Origin of the sequence: Streptomyces sp. SBT349, from assembly GCF_001083795.1 — a bacterium.
GTDB lineage: Bacteria > Actinomycetota > Actinomycetes > Streptomycetales > Streptomycetaceae > Streptomyces.
This window is the reverse complement of the sequence record NZ_LAVK01000128.1, coordinates 1-19,549: the sequence shown is the minus strand read 5'-3', so window position 1 is coordinate 19,549 and position 19,549 is coordinate 1. Positions and strand designations below refer to the sequence as shown.

15 protein-coding genes and 1 pseudogene are annotated in these 19,549 nt (G+C 74.5%); 14 read left to right on the top strand and 2 right to left on the bottom strand.

The window, feature by feature from the left end:
• Positions 1-2,118, top strand: a pseudogene (locus tag ADY01_RS17455) (hypothetical protein); the annotation flags it as partial.
• 37 nt (positions 2,119-2,155) lie between these two features.
• Here ADY01_RS17455 and ADY01_RS17450 read toward each other — a convergent pair.
• The gene (locus tag ADY01_RS17450; protein WP_234320277.1) at positions 2,156-2,443 is read right to left on the bottom strand and encodes a hypothetical protein; all 288 of its coding nucleotides are present in this window, start codon (positions 2,441-2,443) and stop codon (positions 2,156-2,158) included.
• A 266-nt stretch (positions 2,444-2,709) separates the two neighbouring features.
• Here ADY01_RS17450 and ADY01_RS17445 point away from each other — a divergent pair, with 266 nt between their 5' ends.
• The 4 genes from ADY01_RS17445 (at position 2,710) to ADY01_RS17430 (ending at position 8,906) form a co-directional block, all read left to right on the top strand.
• A complete protein-coding gene (locus ADY01_RS17445; protein ID WP_049573847.1) occupies positions 2,710-5,076 on the top strand; it encodes a nitrate- and nitrite sensing domain-containing protein in 2,367 nt (788 codons plus the stop codon).
• A 36-nt stretch (positions 5,077-5,112) separates the two neighbouring features.
• The gene (locus ADY01_RS17440; RefSeq protein ID WP_049573843.1) at positions 5,113-5,544 is read left to right on the top strand and encodes a roadblock/LC7 domain-containing protein; all 432 of its coding nucleotides are present in this window, start codon (positions 5,113-5,115) and stop codon (positions 5,542-5,544) included.
• Between the two features lie 346 nt (positions 5,545-5,890).
• Positions 5,891-7,927 (top strand): acetoacetate--CoA ligase, encoded by a 2,037-nt coding sequence (locus tag ADY01_RS17435; RefSeq protein WP_049573840.1) that lies wholly within the window; start codon positions 5,891-5,893, stop codon positions 7,925-7,927.
• Between the two features lie 31 nt (positions 7,928-7,958).
• Complete coding sequence (locus ADY01_RS17430) at positions 7,959-8,906, top strand: hypothetical protein (protein ID WP_234320276.1); 948 nt, start codon at positions 7,959-7,961, stop codon at positions 8,904-8,906.
• 23 nt (positions 8,907-8,929) lie between these two features.
• Here the strand turns inward: ADY01_RS17430 and ptsP are convergent, their stop codons facing one another.
• Entirely contained in the window at positions 8,930-10,648 is a 1,719-nt protein-coding gene (gene ptsP / locus ADY01_RS17425; protein ID WP_049573837.1) for a phosphoenolpyruvate--protein phosphotransferase, read from the bottom strand.
• Between the two features lie 161 nt (positions 10,649-10,809).
• Here ptsP and ADY01_RS17420 point away from each other — a divergent pair, with 161 nt between their 5' ends.
• From ADY01_RS17420 to ADY01_RS17380, 9 genes are all read left to right on the top strand, one after another.
• Positions 10,810-11,418 carry a CDP-alcohol phosphatidyltransferase family protein gene (locus ADY01_RS17420; protein WP_049573834.1) on the top strand — a complete coding sequence of 203 codons (609 nt, stop codon included), beginning with the start codon at positions 10,810-10,812 and terminating at the stop codon, positions 11,416-11,418.
• Between the two features lie 137 nt (positions 11,419-11,555).
• On the top strand, positions 11,556-14,051 hold the full coding sequence (locus ADY01_RS17415; RefSeq protein WP_049573831.1) for a mannose-1-phosphate guanyltransferase: 2,496 nt from the start codon (positions 11,556-11,558) through the stop codon (positions 14,049-14,051).
• Between the two features lie 98 nt (positions 14,052-14,149).
• Positions 14,150-15,022 carry a DUF881 domain-containing protein gene (locus ADY01_RS17410; RefSeq protein WP_420715720.1) on the top strand — a complete coding sequence of 291 codons (873 nt, stop codon included), beginning with the start codon at positions 14,150-14,152 and terminating at the stop codon, positions 15,020-15,022.
• Between the two features lie 42 nt (positions 15,023-15,064).
• On the top strand, positions 15,065-15,397 hold the full coding sequence (locus ADY01_RS17405) for a small basic family protein (RefSeq protein ID WP_049573828.1): 333 nt from the start codon (positions 15,065-15,067) through the stop codon (positions 15,395-15,397).
• Between the two features lie 4 nt (positions 15,398-15,401).
• Positions 15,402-16,184 carry a DUF881 domain-containing protein gene (locus tag ADY01_RS17400; protein ID WP_053170943.1) on the top strand — a complete coding sequence of 261 codons (783 nt, stop codon included), beginning with the start codon at positions 15,402-15,404 and terminating at the stop codon, positions 16,182-16,184.
• A gap of 159 nt (positions 16,185-16,343) precedes the next feature.
• On the top strand, positions 16,344-17,048 hold the full coding sequence (locus ADY01_RS17395; RefSeq protein ID WP_049573822.1) for an FHA domain-containing protein: 705 nt from the start codon (positions 16,344-16,346) through the stop codon (positions 17,046-17,048).
• Between the two features lie 78 nt (positions 17,049-17,126).
• Positions 17,127-17,600, top strand: a complete 474-nt coding sequence (locus ADY01_RS17390; protein ID WP_049573817.1) for a bifunctional nuclease family protein — start codon at positions 17,127-17,129, stop codon at positions 17,598-17,600.
• Between the two features lie 143 nt (positions 17,601-17,743).
• Complete coding sequence (locus tag ADY01_RS17385) at positions 17,744-18,352, top strand: MerR family transcriptional regulator (RefSeq protein ID WP_049573815.1); 609 nt, start codon at positions 17,744-17,746, stop codon at positions 18,350-18,352.
• A 67-nt stretch (positions 18,353-18,419) separates the two neighbouring features.
• Positions 18,420-19,549 (top strand): DNA polymerase IV (locus ADY01_RS17380; RefSeq protein WP_107081754.1); only part of this gene is annotated, 1,130 nt, incomplete at its 3' end.

Below are 19,549 nucleotides of genomic sequence, written 5' to 3'. Positions count from 1 at the left end.
GCCAGGGCGACCACCAGCACCGCCGAGGCCGCCGCCGCGCGCCTGACCGAGGCCACCGCCGCTCGCGCCGCCGCCGAGGAGACCGCGGCCGAGGCCGCCGCGGCCCGCGACGACCGGCAGGAGGCCGCGCAGCGCGCGCGCCGTTCCGCCGACGCCCTCGCCGGGCTCGCCTCCCGCCTGCGCGAACGCCCCCGCTGGGCCTCCCGCCTCAAGGAGCTGGCAGCCGACGCCGCCGAGGCCGAGGCCCGCGCCGCCGACGGCCTGGCCCGTGCCCGCGCGGCCGACGAGGACCACCGAGGCGTCCAGCGCGCGGCCGACGACGCGCGCCGCACCGCACGCGCCCTTCGCGCCGAGCGCCCCGAGGTCTCGGGCGCCCCCGAGGACGCGGGAGCGGGGGAGCCCGGCGGGGCGCCCGCCTCGTTGCCCGCGCTGCGGGAGGCGTACCGGTCCGCGTCGCAGCTCTACGAGAAGGTCGGTGTCGGCGCGGACCTGCGCGCCGAGCAGGCGCGCGCCGAGGGCGACGAGAGCGCCGCGCTCGCCGCGCTCGGCCGCCTGAGCAACAAGGTGCGCACCCGCGCCGCCGGGCTGCTCGACGGCAACGAGGGCGCCGACGGCCCCTCCCGGCAGGCCGCGGCGGCCCGCGCCGAGTCCCTGGTGCACCGTCTGGAGAGCCGCGCGAGCGCCGCGAGCGAGCAGCTCGGCCGGCTCCGCGGCCAGGCGGAGCGCCTGGCCCCCGCCGAGGGCGCCGTCCACATCGAGCTGCCCGAGGAGGACATCCCCGCCGACGCCGAGCGCGCCCGGGAGCTCAGCCGGGCCGCCGCCGCCGGGCTCGCCGCCCGGGAAGAGGCCCTCCGGGCCGCCCACGACGCCCACGAGGAGCTGTCCGCCGCCCACCGGGCCGCGCAGGACGGGGCCGCCGGGTTCGAGGAGATCGCCGCGCTGCTGCGGGACCTGCTGCGCGACCCGGCGCCCGGCCAGGCGCCGCCCGAGTCCGCGGCCCCCGCCGAGGCGGAGGCCGCCGAGCCCTACCCCGGCACCCCGGCCGAGGCCCGCGAGAGCGCCGCCGAGGCCCGCCGGGACCTGCGCTCCCGCGCCGCCGGGCTCGCCGCGGCCGAGACCGCCGTCCGCGAGGCCGCCGACCGCCTGGTCCGGCACGCCAACTCCACGCGGTACGAGCAGGTCCGCACCCCCGCCCGGCAGCAGATCAGGGAGCTGCCCGCCGCCGCCCTGCCGACACACGCCGCCGCCTGGTCCGAGGCGTTCGCCCCGCGGCTGCGGGTCCTCACCGACGAGCTGGCGCAGCTCGAACGGAACCGGGAGGGCATCGTCGACCGGTTGCGCGGCCTGGTCGAGTCCTCGCTCGACACCCTGCGCTCCGCCCAGCGGCTCTCCCGGCTGCCCGAGGGGCTCGGCGAGTGGTCGGGGCAGGAGTTCCTGCGGATCAGGTTCGAGGACCCCGACCAGGCCACCCTCACCGACCGACTCGGCGAGGTCGTCGACGAGACCACCAGGGCGGCCGTCCGCAAGAACACCGACCTGCGCCGCGACGGCATGTCCCTGCTGCTGCGCGGCGTCCAGGCCGCCCTCGGCCCCCGCGGCGTGCAGGTCGAGATCCTCAAGCCGGACGCCGTGCTGCGCGCCGAGCGCGTCCCCGTGGGGCAGATGGGCGACGTCTTCTCCGGTGGCCAGCTGCTCACCGCCGCCATCGCGCTCTACTGCACGATGGCCGCCCTCCGGGGCAACGACCGGGGACGCGACCGGCACCGCCACGCGGGCACCCTGTTCCTCGACAACCCCATCGGCCGCGCCAACGCCACCTACCTGCTGGAGCTCCAGCGCGCGGTCGCCGACGCCCTCGGCGTACAACTGCTGTACACCACGGGCCTGTTCGACACCACGGCGCTGGCCGAGTTCCCCCTGGTGATCCGCCTGCGGAACGACGCGGACCTGCGCGCCGGGCTCAAGTACATCAGTGTCGAGGAGCACTTGCGCCCCGGACTGCCCGACCAGGACCCCTCGGCGGAGGCCGTGCACGGCGAGATCACGGCCACCCGGATCTTCCGCCGCCCGGCCACCGCCGCGGCGGAGCCCACCACCACCGCGGAGCCGGGCCCCTGACGGGCCGTTCGCCGCCGGTGAGCGCCGCGGCGCCCGGTCACCGGCGGCGCACGAGCCCGCGCCGCCGCCGGGCGGCGCTGCTCGGCGCCGACACCACGCCGTTGCGCTGACGCCACGCCTGCCGCGTGATCCAGATGTCGAGCACCGCCCAGGTGGCCACGAACGTGCTGGCCACCGAGGAGAGCACCATGGGGAACGCCAGCCACGAGCCGGCGAGGGTGCACAGCAGCACGACGACGACCTGCGTCAGCGTCAGTGCGATGATGATGACGGCACGCACCGCCGCGTCGCGCACGGCGTCCGGCATCCGGGGTCTCGCGTACACTCCGCCTTCGCTCCCTGCCAGGTGAGATGCGCGGATATGTCGTCCGTCCCACATGGTAGAACGCCTTGCGTGCCGGGTCATGAGGGGCCAACATGAGCCCCCGTGAGTCAACTCCATGCAATCCTCGGGTGATAGCCGAGTCGGCGCCCGACCGGTAGTAGGCTCGCGCTGCCGATCCGTGGCGGCCACCGCCGGATCGCCGGGCGAATCAAGGGGAGGGCATGCGCTTTCGCGGCACATCGGTCCGACGCAGGACGGCTGCCCTCATGCTGGTGCCCCTGCTGTCGCTCGTGTCGGTCTGGGCGTTCGCGTCGGTCATCACCGTGTCCGACGCCGACGGCGCGCTCTCCGCCTCCTCCGCGGCCGACTCCCTGATGGGCCCCACCGCCGACGCGGTGGACGCCGTCCAGCGGGAGCGCCGCCAGACCCTCCTCCACCTCGGCGATCCCCGACGGGCCGAGGAGCTCAGCAGGCTGGATGAGCTCAGGCGGGCCACCGACCTCGCCGTCGGCGTGGTCAGGGACCGTGCCAGGGGCGCCGAGGGCGACCTCGGCGAAACGGGGCAGGAGCGCCTGGAGAGCCTGCTGTCCGCGCTGAACGACCTCGACCAGCTCCGCGACCAGGTCGCCGCCAACACCATCGACCGCACGGATGTCCTCGACGCCTACAGCGGCGTGACGGCCCCCGGGCTCCGCCTGCTCTCGGTCCTGCACCCGAACGCGGGCGCCGACGCCGACCGGCACGCCCGCGCCGTCGCGGGCCTCCACCAGGCCCGCGAGTACCTCGCGCAGGAGGACGCCCTGGTGGCGGGCGCGCTGGCCGCGGGGGTGGTCACCACCTCCGAACTGCGCCGCATCGAGGAGGGGATCGTCCGGCGCGACACGACCTACGACGCCTTCCTGCCCGACCTCCCCATCGACGACCGGCAGGCGCACGAGAGCTTCTGGGAGAGCGGTACCGGCCGCATCCTGGCCACCACCGAGGCCGGGCTGCTGGACGGCGGCGCCACCGTCGTCCCCGCCGAGCACTGGGACGAGTCGGGGAGCGGCGCCCTGGACCAGCTCTCGCGGCTCGCGGCGGACGCCGGCGCCGAGGTCGACTCCGACACCGAGTCCGCCACCATGGGCGCGTTCGTACGGGCGGTGGTCGTCGGCGGCGTGGGGCTCCTCGCCGTCGCCGCCTCGGCGGTCGTCGCGCTGCGCGTCGGGCGGGGCCTCGACCGCGATCTGCGCGCCCTCTCCCGCGAGGCCAAGGACGCCGCCGAACTCCGCCTGCCGGGCGTGATGCGGCGGCTCGCGGCCGGTGAACACGTGGACGTGGAGACCGAGGCGCCGCGCCTGGAGTACCCGCCGGACGAGGTCGGGCAGGTCGGCCGCGCCCTCAACACCCTTCAGCGCGAGGCCGTTTCCGCGGCCGTCGAGCGGACCGAGACGCGCCGCGGCGTCTCGGAGGTCTTCGTCAACCTCGCGCGCCGCCAGCAGGTGCTGCTCCACCGCCAGCTCAACCTGCTGGACGCGCTGGAGCGCCGCACCGAGACCGCCGACGAGCTGAACGACCTGGTCCGCGTCGACCACATCGCGACCCGGATGCGGCGCCACGCCGAGGGGCTCGTCATCCTCTCGGGCGCCGCGCCCGCCCGCCAGTGGCGCAAGTCCGAGCAGCTGATGGACGTGGTGCGGGCGGCCGTTGACGAGGTGGAGGACTACGAGCGCGTCGAGATCCACCGGCTCCCGCCGCTCGCGGTGACCGGGGGCGCCGTCGCCGACCTCATCCACCTGGTCGCCGAACTCCTGGAGAACGCCACGGTGTTCTCGCCCCCGCACACGGCCGTCCAGGTCACGGGGGAGCGGGTCCCGCACGGCTTCACCCTGGAGATACACGACCGCGGCCTCGGCATGACGGCCGAGGCGCTCCGCGAGGCCAACCAACGACTCGCCGACACCCCCGAGTTCGAGCTGTCCGACACCGACAGGATCGGCCTGTTCGTCGTCTCCAGGCTCGCCGACCGGCACGGGATACGCGTCGCGCTGAAGGACTCGCCCTACGGCGGCACCACCGCCGTGACGCTCATCCCCGGCGACCTGCTCACGGAGACCGCGGAGGAGCCGCCCGAGCGCGAGCGCCTTCCCCGCTCGCCGGGCCGCCCGGCCCTGCTCAACGGGCCGATGGACGGGCCCGTCGAGCTGGAGGCCCCGGTCGGCGCGGAGGACGACGCCCCCGCGGCCGAGCCGGTCGTCGAGCACACCGCCGCCCAGGACCACGACGGCATCGCGCAGATCCCGCGGCTGCCGCATCGCAGGGCGTCCCCCGTGCTCGTCGTCGACCACGGCCGCGCCGTCGGCCCCCAGCAGGCCCCGGGCCCCGAGGCCCAGGGCGGCCCGAGGAGTCGGCAGCCGGCGGGCCCCGAGGGCACCACCGTGGCCGGACTGCCGCGCCGCGCCCGGCACGCCGCCCCGGCGGCGCCCGCCCCGGCGGCGGCGGAGCCCACGCCGGGCGGTGACACCCGGGCCCCCGACGACGTGCCCGAGCTGAACGCCGAGGAGGTGCGGTCCCGCATGGCCGCCCTCCAGCGCGGCTGGCGGCTCGGGCGGCAGCAGAACGACCCCGGCGGGGACGAGACCCCGCAGACCTGACGACCGTAAGCAGCCAGACACCGTAAGGCAGGACCGATGACCACACCGGAGGCCGGCAGCCAGCACGAGAGCAGGCAGCTCGGACTGCTCCTGGACGAACTGGTCACGCGCGTGCCCAGCATTCGCCACGCACTCGTCCTGGCGGCCGACGGGCTGCCACGGGGCGCCTCGCGCTCGCTGAGCAGAGAGGACGGCGAGCAACTGGCGGCCGTGGCCTCGGGCTTCCACTCGCTCGCCAGAGGCGTGGGGCAGCACTTCGAGACCGGCTCCGCCCGGCAGACGCTGGTGGAGCTGGACGAGGCGTTCCTCATGGTGACCGCCGCGGGCGCGGGAAGCGCGCTGGCCGTCCTCGCCGAGGCGGACGCCGACCTCGGCCTGGTGGCCTACGAGATGACGCTGCTGGTCCAGCGCTTCGGCCCCCGGCTGGCCACCGCCCCCCGCACCGTCCCCGGCGGCGAACCCTTCTGACGGCGCGCTTCTTCTCCGGGACGCTGCGCGCATGTCGCGAACCGGTGACAACACCCCTCGGGCACGAACCGCCCCCGGACCCCGCACGTCGGAAACCATGACGGCGGCGGCCCGGGACCGACGGGGGTGGCTCCGGACGCCGCCGTCGCCCCTTTCCCCGCCGGGAGGTCGCCCTCCCCGCCGGGGAACCGCCCGGCCTCCACGGGCGTGAAGTGCCCCCCTTCGGCCGCCGTCCGCCCCGCCGCCGGGCATCCGGGTGGCGGGCCCCTCCCCGGGCCTGGTGCGGGCCCCGCACACCTGGCATCGTCCTGCTGAGCCGTGCCACGCGTACCCGCCGGGAGGCGCCATGATTGCCCCGCACACCGCACCGCCGTCCGCGCCGGAGCCGCTGTGGCGGCCGAGCGCCGAACGGGCCGCCGCCGCCCGGCTGACCCGCTTTCACGCGTGGGCCGCCGAGCGCCACGGCGCCCCGGCGCCGGTGGAGGGCGACCCGGTGGCGAGCTACGCCGCGCTGCACGCCTGGTCGGTGGCCGAGCTCGGCCCGTTCTGGCGCGCGATCGTCGAGTGGTTCGACGTCCGCCTCACCGGCCCGGAGGGGACGGTCCTCGGCGAACGGACCATGCCGGGCGCCGCGTGGTTCCCCGGGGTCACCCTCAACTACGCGGAACACGCGCTGCGCACCGCCGAGGACCCGGCGCGCGCCGGGGAGCCCGCGCTGCTGCGCGTGGACGAGCGCCATGAGCCCGAGCCGGTGAGCTGGGCCGAACTGCGCGCCCGGGTCGGCTCGCTCGCCGGCGAGCTGCGCGCCCTCGGCGTCCGTCCCGGCGACCGGATCAGCGGCTATCTGCCCAACGTCCCCGAGGCCGTGATCGCGCTGCTCGCCACGGCCGCGGTGGGCGCGGTCTGGACGTCCTGCGCCCCCGACTTCGGCGCCCGCAGCGTTCTGGACCGCTTCCAGCAGGTCGAGCCGGTGGTGCTGTTCGCCGTCGACGGCTACCGCTACGGCGGCAAGGTCCACGACCGCGCCGCCACCGTCGCCGAACTCCGCGAGGGCCTGCCCTCGCTGCGCGCGGTGGTGCACGTTCCGCTGCTGGGGAGCGCGCCCCCCGAGGGCGCGCTGGAGTGGGAGGCGCTCACCACCTCGGGCGCGCCCCCCGTGTTCGAGCCGGTGCCGTTCGACCACCCGCTGTGGGTGCTGTACTCCTCCGGGACCACGGGGCTGCCGAAGGCGATCGTCCACTCCCAGGGCGGCATCCTCCTCGAACACCTCAAGCAGATCGGCCTGCACTGCGATCTCGGGGCGGGGGACCGGCTGTTCTGGTACACCTCGACGGGCTGGATGATGTGGAACTTCCTGGTCTCCGCGCTGCTGACCGGGACCACGGCCGTGCTCTACGACGGCAGCCCCGGCCATCCGGACACGGCCGCCCAGTGGCGGGTCGCCGAGCGCACCCGCGCCACCGTCTTCGGCACCTCGGCGGCCTATGTGATGGCCTGCGGCAAGGCGGACGTCCACCCGGGCCGCGACCTGGACCTGTCGGCCACCCGGTGCGTCGCCACCACGGGGTCGCCGCTGCCGCCCGACGGGTTCCGCTGGCTGCACGAGGAGGTGGCCGCGGACCTGTGGATCGCCTCGGTCAGCGGCGGCACGGACGTGTGCAGCTGCTTCGCCGGAGCCGTTCCCACCCTGCCCGTGTACACCGGCGAGCTCCAGGCGCCGTGCCTGGGCACCGACCTGCGCTCCTTCGGGCCCGACGGGGACGCGCTGCGCGACGAGGTCGGTGAGCTGGTGGTGACCGCGCCGATGCCCTCGATGCCCGTCCGCTTCTGGAACGACCCGGACGGATCCCGCTACCACGACAGCTACTTCGCCATGTTCCCCGGCGTCTGGCGCCACGGCGACTGGACCACCCTCACCTCGCGCGGCACGGTCGTCATCCACGGCCGCTCGGACTCCACGCTCAACCGGCAGGGCGTGCGCATGGGTTCGGCCGACATCTACGAGGCCGTGGAGCGGCTGCCCGAGATCCGCGAGTCCCTGGTGATCGGCGTCGAACAGCCCGACGGCGGCTACTGGATGCCGCTGTTCGTGCGGCTCGCCGAGGGCGCCGCGCTCGACGACGCGCTGCGCGAGCGGATCCGGCGGACCATCCGCGCCGCCCTGTCGCCCCGTCACCTGCCCGACGAGATCATCGAGATCCCGGGCGTCCCCCACACCCTGACGGGCAAGCGCCTCGAAGTCCCCGTCAAGCGCCTCCTCCAGGGCGCGCGCCTCGAATCGGCGGTCAACCCCGGCTCCGTGGACGACCCCGAACTGCTCAGGTTCTTCGAGCGGCTGGCCCGCGAGCGGGCCGTTGTCAGTGGCGGCGATTACGGTGGGTGACCAAGAGCTTCCGATCCGTTGAGGGGGAGTCATGGCACACATCAGGGGGCGGCGCGCCGGGCGTGACGGTCGCGGCGGACGTGACCGGCACGAGGCGGCGCCGCTGCGGGAGTCGGCGGGGACGGTCGCGGTCATCGCCGACGAGGCCGGGTTCGCGCTGATGCGCCGCTACGGCACGTTCGGCTTCAGCGACCACCGCAGCTATCTGCACAGGACGGAGGCGCTGCTGCGCACGCTGGCCGGGCGGCACGGGCACACCGCCGTCGCCCTGTTCGACCCGGTGGGCTTCGCGGACTTCTGCGAGCGGGAGCGGCTCGGCCCGGACAGCCCCGCGAGCCGCGCGCGGTACACGGCGGAGATCGCCGCGCGCGGCGCCACCGTTCCGTACGAGGGGCAGCCCCTCGCGCGGCTGGTGCCCGCCCTGCTGGCCGAGCACGTCCGCTGGGAGACCTGGGAGCTGGGCGCCGACCTGCTGGCCGCGGCCGGCACGTGCCCGTCCTGCGGGGACCCGCAGGCACGCTGCGCCTTCCAGCGGGCGGCCGGGGTGCTGGCGGGCATCCTGGAGCGGGCCCCGGCCGGGACGCACCACCTGGTGTGCAGCCTGATCCCCGAGACGGGCCCGCTCACCGCCGCGCTGGTGGCCGAGCGCGGCGGCGACGGCTCCCTGCACGTGGCCGAGCCCGAGGCGCTGGTGCTGTGCACGCTGCTGGCCGTGGCGCTCGCCACCGGCGACCCGGGCGGTCTCGTGCTGCGCTCGACCGCGGACGCGGGGACGGGTCCCTCCCCGGACGCCGGGGAGCCGAGGGAGGAGGTGTGCGGCTGGAGCCTGCGGTCCGGCCGCCTGTTCCCGCTGAGCGAGGGCGGCGTCTTCGCGGCGTACTGCACGGACGCTTACACCGGCGAGCCCGTGCCGCCCGAGCGCGGCGTGGCCTACCGCGCGGCCCCCCAGCCGCCGCCCTCCGCGTGCGCGGGGGCATGACTCCGGCCGCCGGCTCGCGGGCCTCACCCCGCCGTGAGGGGCGCCTCTCCCGACAACACCTCGCGCGCCGCCGTGCGCGCCTCCTCGGCGGTGTCCGCGGCGCGGGCCGCGGCGGCGGCGCGGGAGCACTGCGCCAGGGTGTGCCGGGCGAGCACGCCCCGCACCTCCGGGATCGCCGAGGGCGCCATGGACAGACTGGTGACGCCGAGGCCGGTCAGGACGCAGGCCAGCATCGGGTCGGCCGCCGCCTCGCCGCACACCCCGCAGCCCCTTCCCTCGGCCGCGGCGCCCTCGGCGGCCAGCGCCACCAGGTCGAGGAGCGCGGGCTGCCAGGGGTCCTGGAGCCGGGAGACGGCCCCCACCTGCCGGTCCGCGGCGAAGGCGTACTGCGCCAGGTCGTTGGTGCCCACCGAGAGGAACGTGACCTCCTGGAGCAGCGCGCGGGCCCGCAGCGCGGCGGCCGGGATCTCCACCATCGCGCCGTACGCGGCGTCGAGCCCGGCCGCCCGGCAGGACTCGGCGAACGCCCGCGCGTCGGCGCGGTCGGCGACCATGGGGGCCATCACCTCCAGCGTGGCCGGCAGGCCCCGGGCGGCCGAGGCCAGCGCGCGCAGCTGGGTGTCCAGGACGTCGGGGCGCGCGAGCAGGGCGCGCAAGCCGCGCACGCCCAGCGCGGGGTTGGACTCGCCGGCGCCCGGAAGGAAGGGGAGGGGCTTGTCGGCGCCCGCGTCCAGCACGCGCACCACAACGCGCCCCTGGGGAAACGCCTCCAGTACCCGGCGGTAGGCGGCGGCCTGCACGTCCTCGCCGGGCGGCTCGGCCGCCCCGCCCGCGAAGCCCTCGCCCGCCGCGCCCCCCTCGTAGAAGAGGAACTCGGTGCGGAAGAGGCCCACCCCTTCCGCCCCGGCGGCCAGGGCGGCCGGGACGTCGGCGGGCCCGCCGACGTTCGCCAGCAGCGGCACCCGGTGGCCGTCGGAGGTCGCGCCGGGCCCGGCCGGGGACTCCCGCGCGGCCCGCCGCCCGGCCGCGGCCCTGGCCAGCGCCGCCCGCTCGCGCTCGCCCGGGGCGACCACGACCTCCCCGGTGGAGCCGTCCACCGCGACCAGCGTGCCCTCGGCGATGTCCCCGGCCTCCGGCAGCGCCACCACCGCGGGCACGCCCAGGGCACGCGCCAGGATCGCGCTGTGGCTGGTGGGCCCGCCCTCCTGGGTGACGAAGCCCAGCACCAGCGCCGGATCCAGCAGGGCGGTGTCGGCGGGGGCCAGGTCGCGGGCGATCAGCACATAGGGCTCGTCGCTGTCGGGGACCCCGGGGACCGGCACGCCGAGCAGCCGGGCGACGATCCGGTTGCGCACGTCGTCCAGGTCGGCCACCCGCCCGGCCAGGTAGGCGCCCGCGCCCGCGAGGAGCGCCCGGTACGCGGCGAACGCGTCGGCCACCGCCCGTTCGGCCGTGGCTCCCACGCCGATCCGCCGCGCCACGTCGGCGATCAGCTCGGGGTCACGGGCCATCAGGGCCTGCGCCTCCAGCACGGCCTGGGCCTCGCCCCCCGCCAGGGTGCCCCGCGCCACCAGGTCGGCGGCCACCGCCTCGGCGGCCCGCCGGGCGCGCCCCAGCTCGCGCGGCGCGTCCCGGGCGGAGACCTGCCCGGCCGGCGGTTCGAGCACGGCCGTGCCCAGATGCCTGACCTCGCCGATCGCCACCCCGTGGCTGACGCCGACACCCCGAAGCCTGGACTCCATGTGACCCGCCTCATCCCGTCGCGTCAGGGCGCTGATCCCCACAAAAGGCTATGCCATCACCCCCCGGCGCGGCCTGGGCGACCGGCCCGCCTCGGCGCGTTCCGCGGCCGGTAAGGTCAAAGCGCACAGCGCCGGCACGGGGTGAGTAGGAGGGCGTCCGGGTGGAGGTCCAGGAGACAGAGATTCAGACCGACCGGGTCCTCACCATCCCCAACCTCCTGAGCGCGGCGCGGCTGCTCGGGGTGCCGCTCTTCCTCTGGCTCGTCCTCTCCCCGGTCTTCGACGGCCCCGACCTGGACGGCTGGGCGCTGCTCGTCCTCGCCGCCAGCGGCGTCAGCGACTACCTGGACGGCAAGCTGGCCCGCCGGTGGAACCAGGTCTCGGCCCTCGGCCGCGTCCTCGACCCCGCCGCCGACCGCCTCTACATCCTCTCCACCCTCGTGGGCCTCACCTGGCGGGACATCCTGCCGCTGTGGCTGACCGCCCTGCTGCTCGCCCGGGAGCTGATGCTGCTGGTGACCGTGTGGCGCCTGGACCGGGCGGGTTACGCGCCCCCGCAGGTGAACTTCCTCGGGAAGGCGGCCACTTTCAACCTGATGTACGCCTTCCCGTTGCTGCTGCTGAGCGAGGGAAGTGGCCTGCTGCCTTCGCTCGCTGCTATTTTCGGATGGGCGTTCGCTGGCTGGGGTACAGCACTCTACTGGTGGGCAGGGATCCTCTACGTGGTCCAGGTCCGCCGTATCCTCACGGCGGATGCCACGGCCGACTGAGCTCGCCCTGGCAGCGTCGCAGGGGCTTGGCGCCCGCATGTGCCGCACTTTTTCCGGGGAGCCACCCCGGGCCCAGGGCCCCTCCAGACGGGCGCAGTCGGAGTGACTGTCGACTCCCCAAGGAGGACACTTCCGATATGAAGGCCGTCGTAATGGCTGGTGGCGAAGGCACCCGGCTTCGCCCTATGACCGCGAGCATGCCCAAGCCCCTGCTGCCCGTGGCGAACCGCCCGATCATGGAGCACGTGCTCCGGCTGCTGAAGCGGCACGGGCTCACCGAGACCGTCGTCACGGTTCAATTCCTCGCCTCACTCGTCAAAAACTATTTCGGTGACGGTGAGGAACTCGGGATGGATCTCACCTACGCCCATGAGGAAAAGCCACTGGGCACGGCCGGAAGTGTGAAGAACGCAGAGGACGCACTCAAGGACGACTCATTCCTGGTCATCTCGGGGGACGCGCTCACCGACTTCGACCTCACCGAGCTCGTCCGCTATCACCGGGAGCGCGGTGCCCTCGTCACCGTCTGCCTGACCCGCGTTCCCAACCCGCTGGAGTTCGGCATCACGATCGTCGACGAGGACGGCCGCGTCGAACGTTTCCTCGAGAAGCCCACCTGGGGACAGGTGTTCTCCGACACCGTCAACACGGGCATTTACGTGATGGAGCCGGAGGTGTTCGACTACGTCCAGCCCGACGTCCCGGTCGACTGGTCCGGCGATGTCTTCCCCCGCCTGATGAAAGAGGGCAAGCCCGTCTTCGGCTATGTCGCCGAGGGGTACTGGGAGGACGTCGGCACCCACGAGAGCTACGTCAAGGCCCAGGCCGACGTGCTCGAGGGAAAGGTCGACGTCGAGATCGACGGCTTCGAGATCTCGCCGGGCGTGTGGATCGCCGAGGGCGCCGAGGTGCACCCCGACGCCAAGCTCAGGGGCCCGCTCTACATCGGCGACTACGCCAAGATCGAGGCCGGCGCGGAGATCCGCGAGCACACCGTCATCGGCTCCAACGTCGTGGTCAAGTCCGACGCGTTCCTCCACAGGGCGGTGATCCACGACAACGTGTACATCGGCCCCCAGACGAACCTGCGCGGCTGCGTCGTCGGCAAGAACACCGACGTGATGCGCGCCGCCCGCATCGAGGACGGCGCGGTCATCGGCGACGAGTGCCTCGTCGGCGAGGAGTCCATCGTCCAGGGGAACGTCCGCGTCTACCCGTTCAAGACTGTGGAGGCCGGCGCCTTCGTCAACACGTCGGTCATCTGGGAGTCCCGCGGACAGGCGAACCTGTTCGGGGCCCGGGGCGTCTCCGGCATCCTCAACGTCGAGATCACCCCCGAGCTCGTCGTCCGGCTCGCCAGCGCCTACGCCACCACCCTCAAGAAGGGTTCCACCGTCACCACGGCGCGTGACCACTCACGTGGCGCGCGCGCCCTCAAGCGCGCCGTCATCTCGGCGCTCCAGGCCAGCGCGATCGACGTGCGCGACCTGGAGAACGTCCCGCTGCCCGTGGCCCGGCAGCAGACCGCCCGCGGCAGCGCGGGCGGCGTCATGATCCGCACGACGCCCGGCGTGCCCGACTCCGTCGACATCATGTTCTTCGACGAGCGCGGCGCCGACCTCTCCCAAGGAGGCCAGCGCAAGCTCGACCGCGTCTACGCCCGCCAGGAGTACCGCCGCGCCTTCCCCGGCGAGATCGGCGATCTCCGGTTCCCCGCCAGCGTCTTCGACGGCTACACCGGTTCGGTGCTGCGCGCCGTGGACAGCAGCGGCGTCGCCGAGGCCGGGCTGAAGATCGTCGTGGACGCCGCCAACGGGAGCGCCGGCCTGGTCCTGCCCAGCCTGCTGGGCCGCCTCGGGGTCGACGCCCTCACCATCAACCCCGGTCTGGACGAGGCCAGGCCCACCGAGACCGCCGACGTCCGCCGCGCCGGGCTCGTCAGGCTCGGCGAGATGGTCGCCTCCGCCCGCGCCGCCTTCGGCGTCAGATTCGACCCCGTGGGCGAGCGGCTGGCGCTGGTCGACGAGCGCGGCCGGATCATCGAGGACCAGCGCGCCCTGCTGGTGATGCTCGACCTCATCGCCGCCGAACGCCGCAGCGGACGCGTCGCGTTGCCCGTGACCACCACGCGCATCGCCGAGCAGGTCGCGGCCTACCACGGCACCCAGGTCGAGTGGACCACCACCTCGCCCGACGACCTGACCCGAGTCGCCCACAAGGAGGGCTCCGTCTTCGGCGGGGACGGCCAGGGCGCGTTCATCATCCCCGAGTTCACCTCCGTGTTCGACGCCACGGCGGCGTTCGTCCGCTTGGTCGGCCTGGTCGCCCGCACCCAGCTCTCGCTCTCCCAGATCGACGCCCGCATCCCGCGCGCCCACGTGGTGAGCCGGGACGTCGTCACCCCCTGGGCGATCAAGGGCCTGGTGATGCGCCGCGTGGTCGAGGCCGCGGGCAGCCGCTCCGTCGACACCACCGACGGCGTGCGGGTGGTCGAGCCCGACGGCAGGTGGGTCCTGGTCCTGCCCGACCCGGCGGAGGCCGTCACCCACCTGTGGGCCGAGGGCCCCGACGAGCCCGCCGCGCAGGAGTTGCTCGACCACTGGTCGGGCGTGGTCGACAGCGCCGACCGCTAGGGGGCGCCGGCCCGCCCCACCTGTCCGGCCAACGGGTCCTGACGCCCAAGGACCCGGCCACCGGGGCCGGTTCGGTCTTTTCTGCGACGCGTGCGACGATGTCCGCCATGCCACAGCAGGAGCCCGGACCGCGCCCCGCCGCGCGCCCCGACGCCTCCATGTCGCTGCTGACCACCGTCATGAGCACCACCCTTGACGAGGGCTACGCCCAGGCGGCGGCCAGGCGTCGGGCCGAAGGCCGCTCAGACCTGCCGCGCACCCTGCGCGCCAGGATCTGGCTGGCCGCGGGGCTGGTGCTGGCCGCCCTCGTCGTCACGCTGGGCGCCGCCCAGGCCCGCGAGGCGGCCCCCGCCCTCGCCCGGGAGCGCGAAGAGCTCCTGGAGCGGGTCGACTCGGGCACGGCGGAGCTGGACGACCTCCAGGCCGAGGTGGACGAGCTGAGCGCGGACGTCGACGCGCGCCGGCGCGAGGCCATCGGCGAGGAGGGAACGGAACGCGGCGACCTGGCCGCGCTCCTGGCGGGCGCCACGCCTGTCGAGGGTCCCGGGCTCGAACTCACCCTGGACGACGCCGAGGACGCCGCCCTCAGCCCCGGCGGGCCGCGCGACGACGACCTCTTCCACGCGGGCCGGGTGCGCGACCGTGACCTCCAGCGCGTGGTCAACGGCCTGTGGCAGGCGGGCGCCGAGGCGATCTCCGTCAACGGGCAGCGGCTCACCGCCCTTTCCGCGATCCGCGCGGCGGGCGACGCCGTCCTGGTCGACAACAGGCCGCTGGCCCCGCCCTACTCCCTGCTCGTCATCGGCGCCGGCGACGAGCTGGCCGCCTCCTTCGCCGAGACCGGGGGCGGCCGCCATCTGGCCGCGCTCGGGGACCGCTACGGCGTCAGGGCGAGCGTGGATGTCCGTGACGACCTGCGGCTGCCCGCGGCCCCCGGGCTGACGGCGCGTACCGCGAGACCCGCGGCCTGACCACCGCCGCCCGTCCCGAGGAATCAGGAGAAGGAAGCCCCCGTGATCGCCGTTGCCGGGCTCGTGCTCGGAGTCGTGGTAGGAATCTTCACCCGTCCCGTGGTGCCCACGGGCATGGAGCCCTATCTGCCCATCGCCGTGGTCGCCGCCCTGGACGCGGTCTTCGGCGGCCTGCGCGCCCTGCTCGACGGGATGTTCGACGACAAGGTGTTCGTGGTGTCGTTCCTGTCCAACGTGGTGGTGGCGGCGCTGATCGTGTTCCTCGGGGACAAGCTCGGCGTCGGTGCCCAGCTGTCCACCGGCGTGGTGGTCGTCCTCGGCATCCGCATCTTCTCCAACGCCGCCGCCATCCGGCGGCATGTCTTCGGGGCGTGAGGCCATGACCGACGAGACCACCCGCGGGAAGACCCCGGAGGAGCCCGCGGCGGACGGGCCGGGACGTCCCACCGGCCGCGCCGCGCTGCGGGCGGCCCTGTGGCCGCCGCGCGCCGCCCGCGGCCAGGTCGTGGCCGCGGTGCTGCTCTTCGTCCTCGGCCTGGGCCTGGCCATCCAGGTGCGGGCCGCCGGCAGCGAGGAGACCGCGCTGCGCGGCGCCCGCCAGGAGGACCTGGTGCGGATCCTGAGCGACATGGAGGACCGCACCGCCCGCCTGGAGGCGGAGAAGGCCGACCTGGAGGAGCAGCGCACCGAGCTGGAGACCAGCTCCGACCAGGCCGAGGAGGCCAGACGGCAGACGGAGGAGCGCGAGCGGCAGCTCGGCATCCTGGCGGGCACCCTCGCCGCCGAGGGCCCCGGCATCACGCTCCGTATCGAGGACCCGCTGAGCGCCGTCCAGGCGGATATGCTGCTGGACGCCGTCCAGGAGCTGCGCGCCGCGGGTGCCGAGGCGATGCAGATCAACGACGTGCGGATCGTGGCGGCCACCTCCTTCACGGACGACAACGGGGGCGTGCACGTCGACGGCCGGCCGGTCCGCGCTCCGTTCCGGATCCGGGCCATAGGGCGGCCACAGGATCTGGAGCCGGCGCTGAACATCCCCGGGGGCGTGGTGCAGTCCCTGGAGAACGAGCAGGCCACGGTGGTGATCGAACGGCCGGAGACGGTGACGGTCGACGCCTTGCGATCGGCGGAGCAGCCTGACTACGCTCAGTCGTCGTCGTGATCGAACCGGGCGTCGCAGGGGCTGCCACAGCTCCGGGGCGCTCGGTGAGGGAAACTGAACGGAGGCCGTGGACGTTGTCGAGACGTCCTGAACGGCCGGTGAGAGACAATGGACCGTCCCGTCCCATGACGGGTCGGGCTAGGCGCGAGGGGATCGCTGGTGAGCTTTTTCGCTAGATTGTTCGGCAGGCGTCAGAGCGGGGCGCACAGTGCCGCACGGCCTCGCGCCCGCCAGCAAGGCGAGTCAGCGCCTGGCGGCGCCGAGCCGGGCCGCCCGTTGTTCCGTGACGAGGTCGGCGGGCCCGGCGGCATAGGCTCCCAGGGCCCCGGGCGCGAGAGCGTGACGTGTCCCCGCTGCGGCCACAGGTCCGCCGCGACCAGCAGGTTCTGCTCCAACTGCGGCAGCGGCCTGCGCCCCGGCGTCGAAGGCTCCTCGGAGACGACCTCCACCATCTCGATCACGGGCCTGGAGGCGTACGAGGCCGAGGTCACGGGCCAGCACCCGGCCCCGGCGCTCTCGCCGGAGGCCCAGGCCGCGGTCGAGGCGCTGCCGCCGGGTTCGGCGCTGCTGATTGTTCGCCGCGGGCCGAATTCCGGGAGCCGCTTCCTCCTGGACGGCGAGGTCACCACCGCGGGCCGCCACCCGCACAGCGACATCTTCCTGGACGACGTGACGGTCTCCCGCCGCCACGTGGAGTTCACACGGCAGCCCGACGGCGGCTTCACCGTCGGTGACATCGGCTCCCTGAACGGCACCTATGTCAATCGGGAGCCGATCGACCAGACGACCGTGCTGGGCAACGGCGACGAGGTGCAGATCGGCAAGTACCGGCTGGTTTTCTTCGCCAGCAGGCGGGGATTCTGAAGTCCCCGTGCGGCGCGTGAGCGCCGCGCGGCGGTGCTCGACTATCCAAATGCACTCGGCAGCGCCTAGGGTTGCTGTGTGAATCAGCTCGACGTCGTGGGCGTACGGGTGGAAATGCCCAACAACCAGCCCATCGTGCTCCTCCGTGAAGTCGGCGGTGATCGCTATCTCCCGATCTGGATCGGGCCGGGAGAGGCGACCGCCATCGCGTTCGCCCAGCAGGGGATGACCCCTGCCCGGCCGCTGACGCACGACCTCTTCAAGAACGTGCTGGAGGCGGTGGGGCAGGAGCTCAGCGCGGTGCGGATCACCGACCTGCGTGACGGGGTGTTCTATGCCGAGCTCGTCTTCTCCAGCGGGGTCGAGGTCAGCGCCCGCCCCTCCGATGCCATAGCCCTCGCACTGCGCGTGGGGACGCCGATCTACGGGAGTGACGCGGTCCTCGACGACGCGGGGATCATCATCCCCGACGAGCAGGAGGACGAGGTGGAACGGTTCCGCGAGTTCCTCGACCAGATCTCGCCCGAGGACTTCGGCACGAGCAGCCAGTAGCGGCGCGTGGCGATCGTTGACGCGCTGAGGGTGGATGCCTAGCGTCAATGGGGCATGTCTTGGGAGGAGCGCTGTGCGCGTGCTCATCGTGACAGCGGGTGAGCGGCGAAGGCACGGCAGGGGCATGCGGAACGGAGGCCGGCGTGACAGGTGACGGCGACAGCAGAGCGGTCGGCACGACAGCCGCCCTCCCCGGTGGACCGCCGGTGGCCGGGGCGGGACCGAGGGGGAGCCTCGCCGCCCAGGAGCGCGGCACCACCGAGCGGATCGGATACCGCGGGCCCAGCGCCTGCGCCGCCGCGGGCATCACCTACCGGCAGCTGGACTACTGGGCCCGTACCGGCCTGGTCCAGCCGAGCGTCCGCCCGGCGCACGGATCGGGCACCCAGCGCCTCTACAGTTTCCGCGACGTCCTGGTCCTCAAGATCGTCAAGCGGCTGCTCGACGCGGGGGTCTCGCTCCAGAGCATCAGAACGGCCGTGCGCGCCCTGTGTTCGACCGCTCTCGCCGAGCTGTCCACCCTGACGCTGATGAGCGACGGCGCCACCGTCTACCGCTGCGCCTCCCCCGAGGAGCTGGCCGACCTGCTGCGCGGCGGCAGGGGCGTGTTCGGCATCGCGGTCGGCGCGGTCTGGGCGGACGTGGAGAGCGCCCTGGGGCAGCTCCCGGCCGAGCGCCTCGACACCGGCGAGCCCGTGCCCGCGGCGCACCCCTCGGACGAGCTGGCCCGCCGGCGCCACCGCACCGGCTGAGGGCCGCCGCCCGCCGCCGGTGCGCCCCGGGGGCGCACTGTCGGACCCATGGGGCACCATCGGCGGAGTGAGAGGCCAGCCAACGGTCCTGCACCTCGACATGGACGCCTTCTACGCCTCGGTGGAGCAGGCGGCCAAGCCGAGCCTGCGCGGCAAACCGGTGATCGTCGGGGGCCTCGGTCCGCGGGGCGTGGTGGCCACCGCGTCCTACGAGGCCCGCGTGTTCGGGGTGCACTCCGCGATGCCCATGGCGCAGGCCAGGCGCCTGTGCCCGAACGCGGCCTGTCTCATCCCGCGGTTCGGGGTCTACCGGGCGATCAGCGAGACGGTGATGGGCCTGCTGGCCGAGCTGTCGCCGCTGATCGAGCCGCTGAGTCTGGACGAGGCGTTCGTCGACCTGGCGGCCGGCGACCCGGGGGTCTCCACCGGGGAGGAGGCCCGCCGCACGGGGGAGCGGCTGCGGGAGCGTATCCGGGAGCGGACCGGGGTCAGCGGGTCGGTGGGACTCGCGGGCTCCAAGATGATCGCCAAGATCGCCTCGGAACGGGCCAAGCCGGACGGCCTGCTGCTCATCCCGCCGGGCACCGAGCGCGAGCTGCTGGCGCCGCTGCCCGTGCGGACGCTGCCCGGCGTCGGCCCGGCCACCGCGGAGGTGCTGCGCCGGGCGGGGATCTCCACCATCGGCGAGACCGTGCGGGCCGGGGAGGCGGAGCTGCTGAGGCTGCTGGGCAGGGCGCACGGCACCTCGGTGTACACGATGGCGGGGGGCGTGGACGAGCGCCCGGTGGTGGCGGACCGGGACACCAAGTCGATCTCCGTCGAGGACACCTTCGACGTGGACGTCACCGACCGGGCACGGATCAGGTTCGAGGTGGCCAGGCTCGCCGACCGCTGCGCGCGGCGGCTGCGGGAGGCGGGCCGGTCGGGGCGGACGGTGGTGCTGAAGCTGCGGCGCTACGACTTCACGACGCTCACCCGCTCGGAGACGCTGCGCGGCCCCACGGACGACCCGGGGGTGGTGAGGGAGGCGGCGGGCAGGCTGCTCGAACTGGTGGACACCACGGAGGGGGTGCGGCTGCTGGGCGTGGGGGTCAGCGGTCTCGCGGACTTCACGCAGGAGGATCTGTTCGCCCAGGCGAACGAGGCGGGCCGGGGCGAGGCGCTCGGGACCCCGGAGCCGCCGCCCGGGGCCGTGGG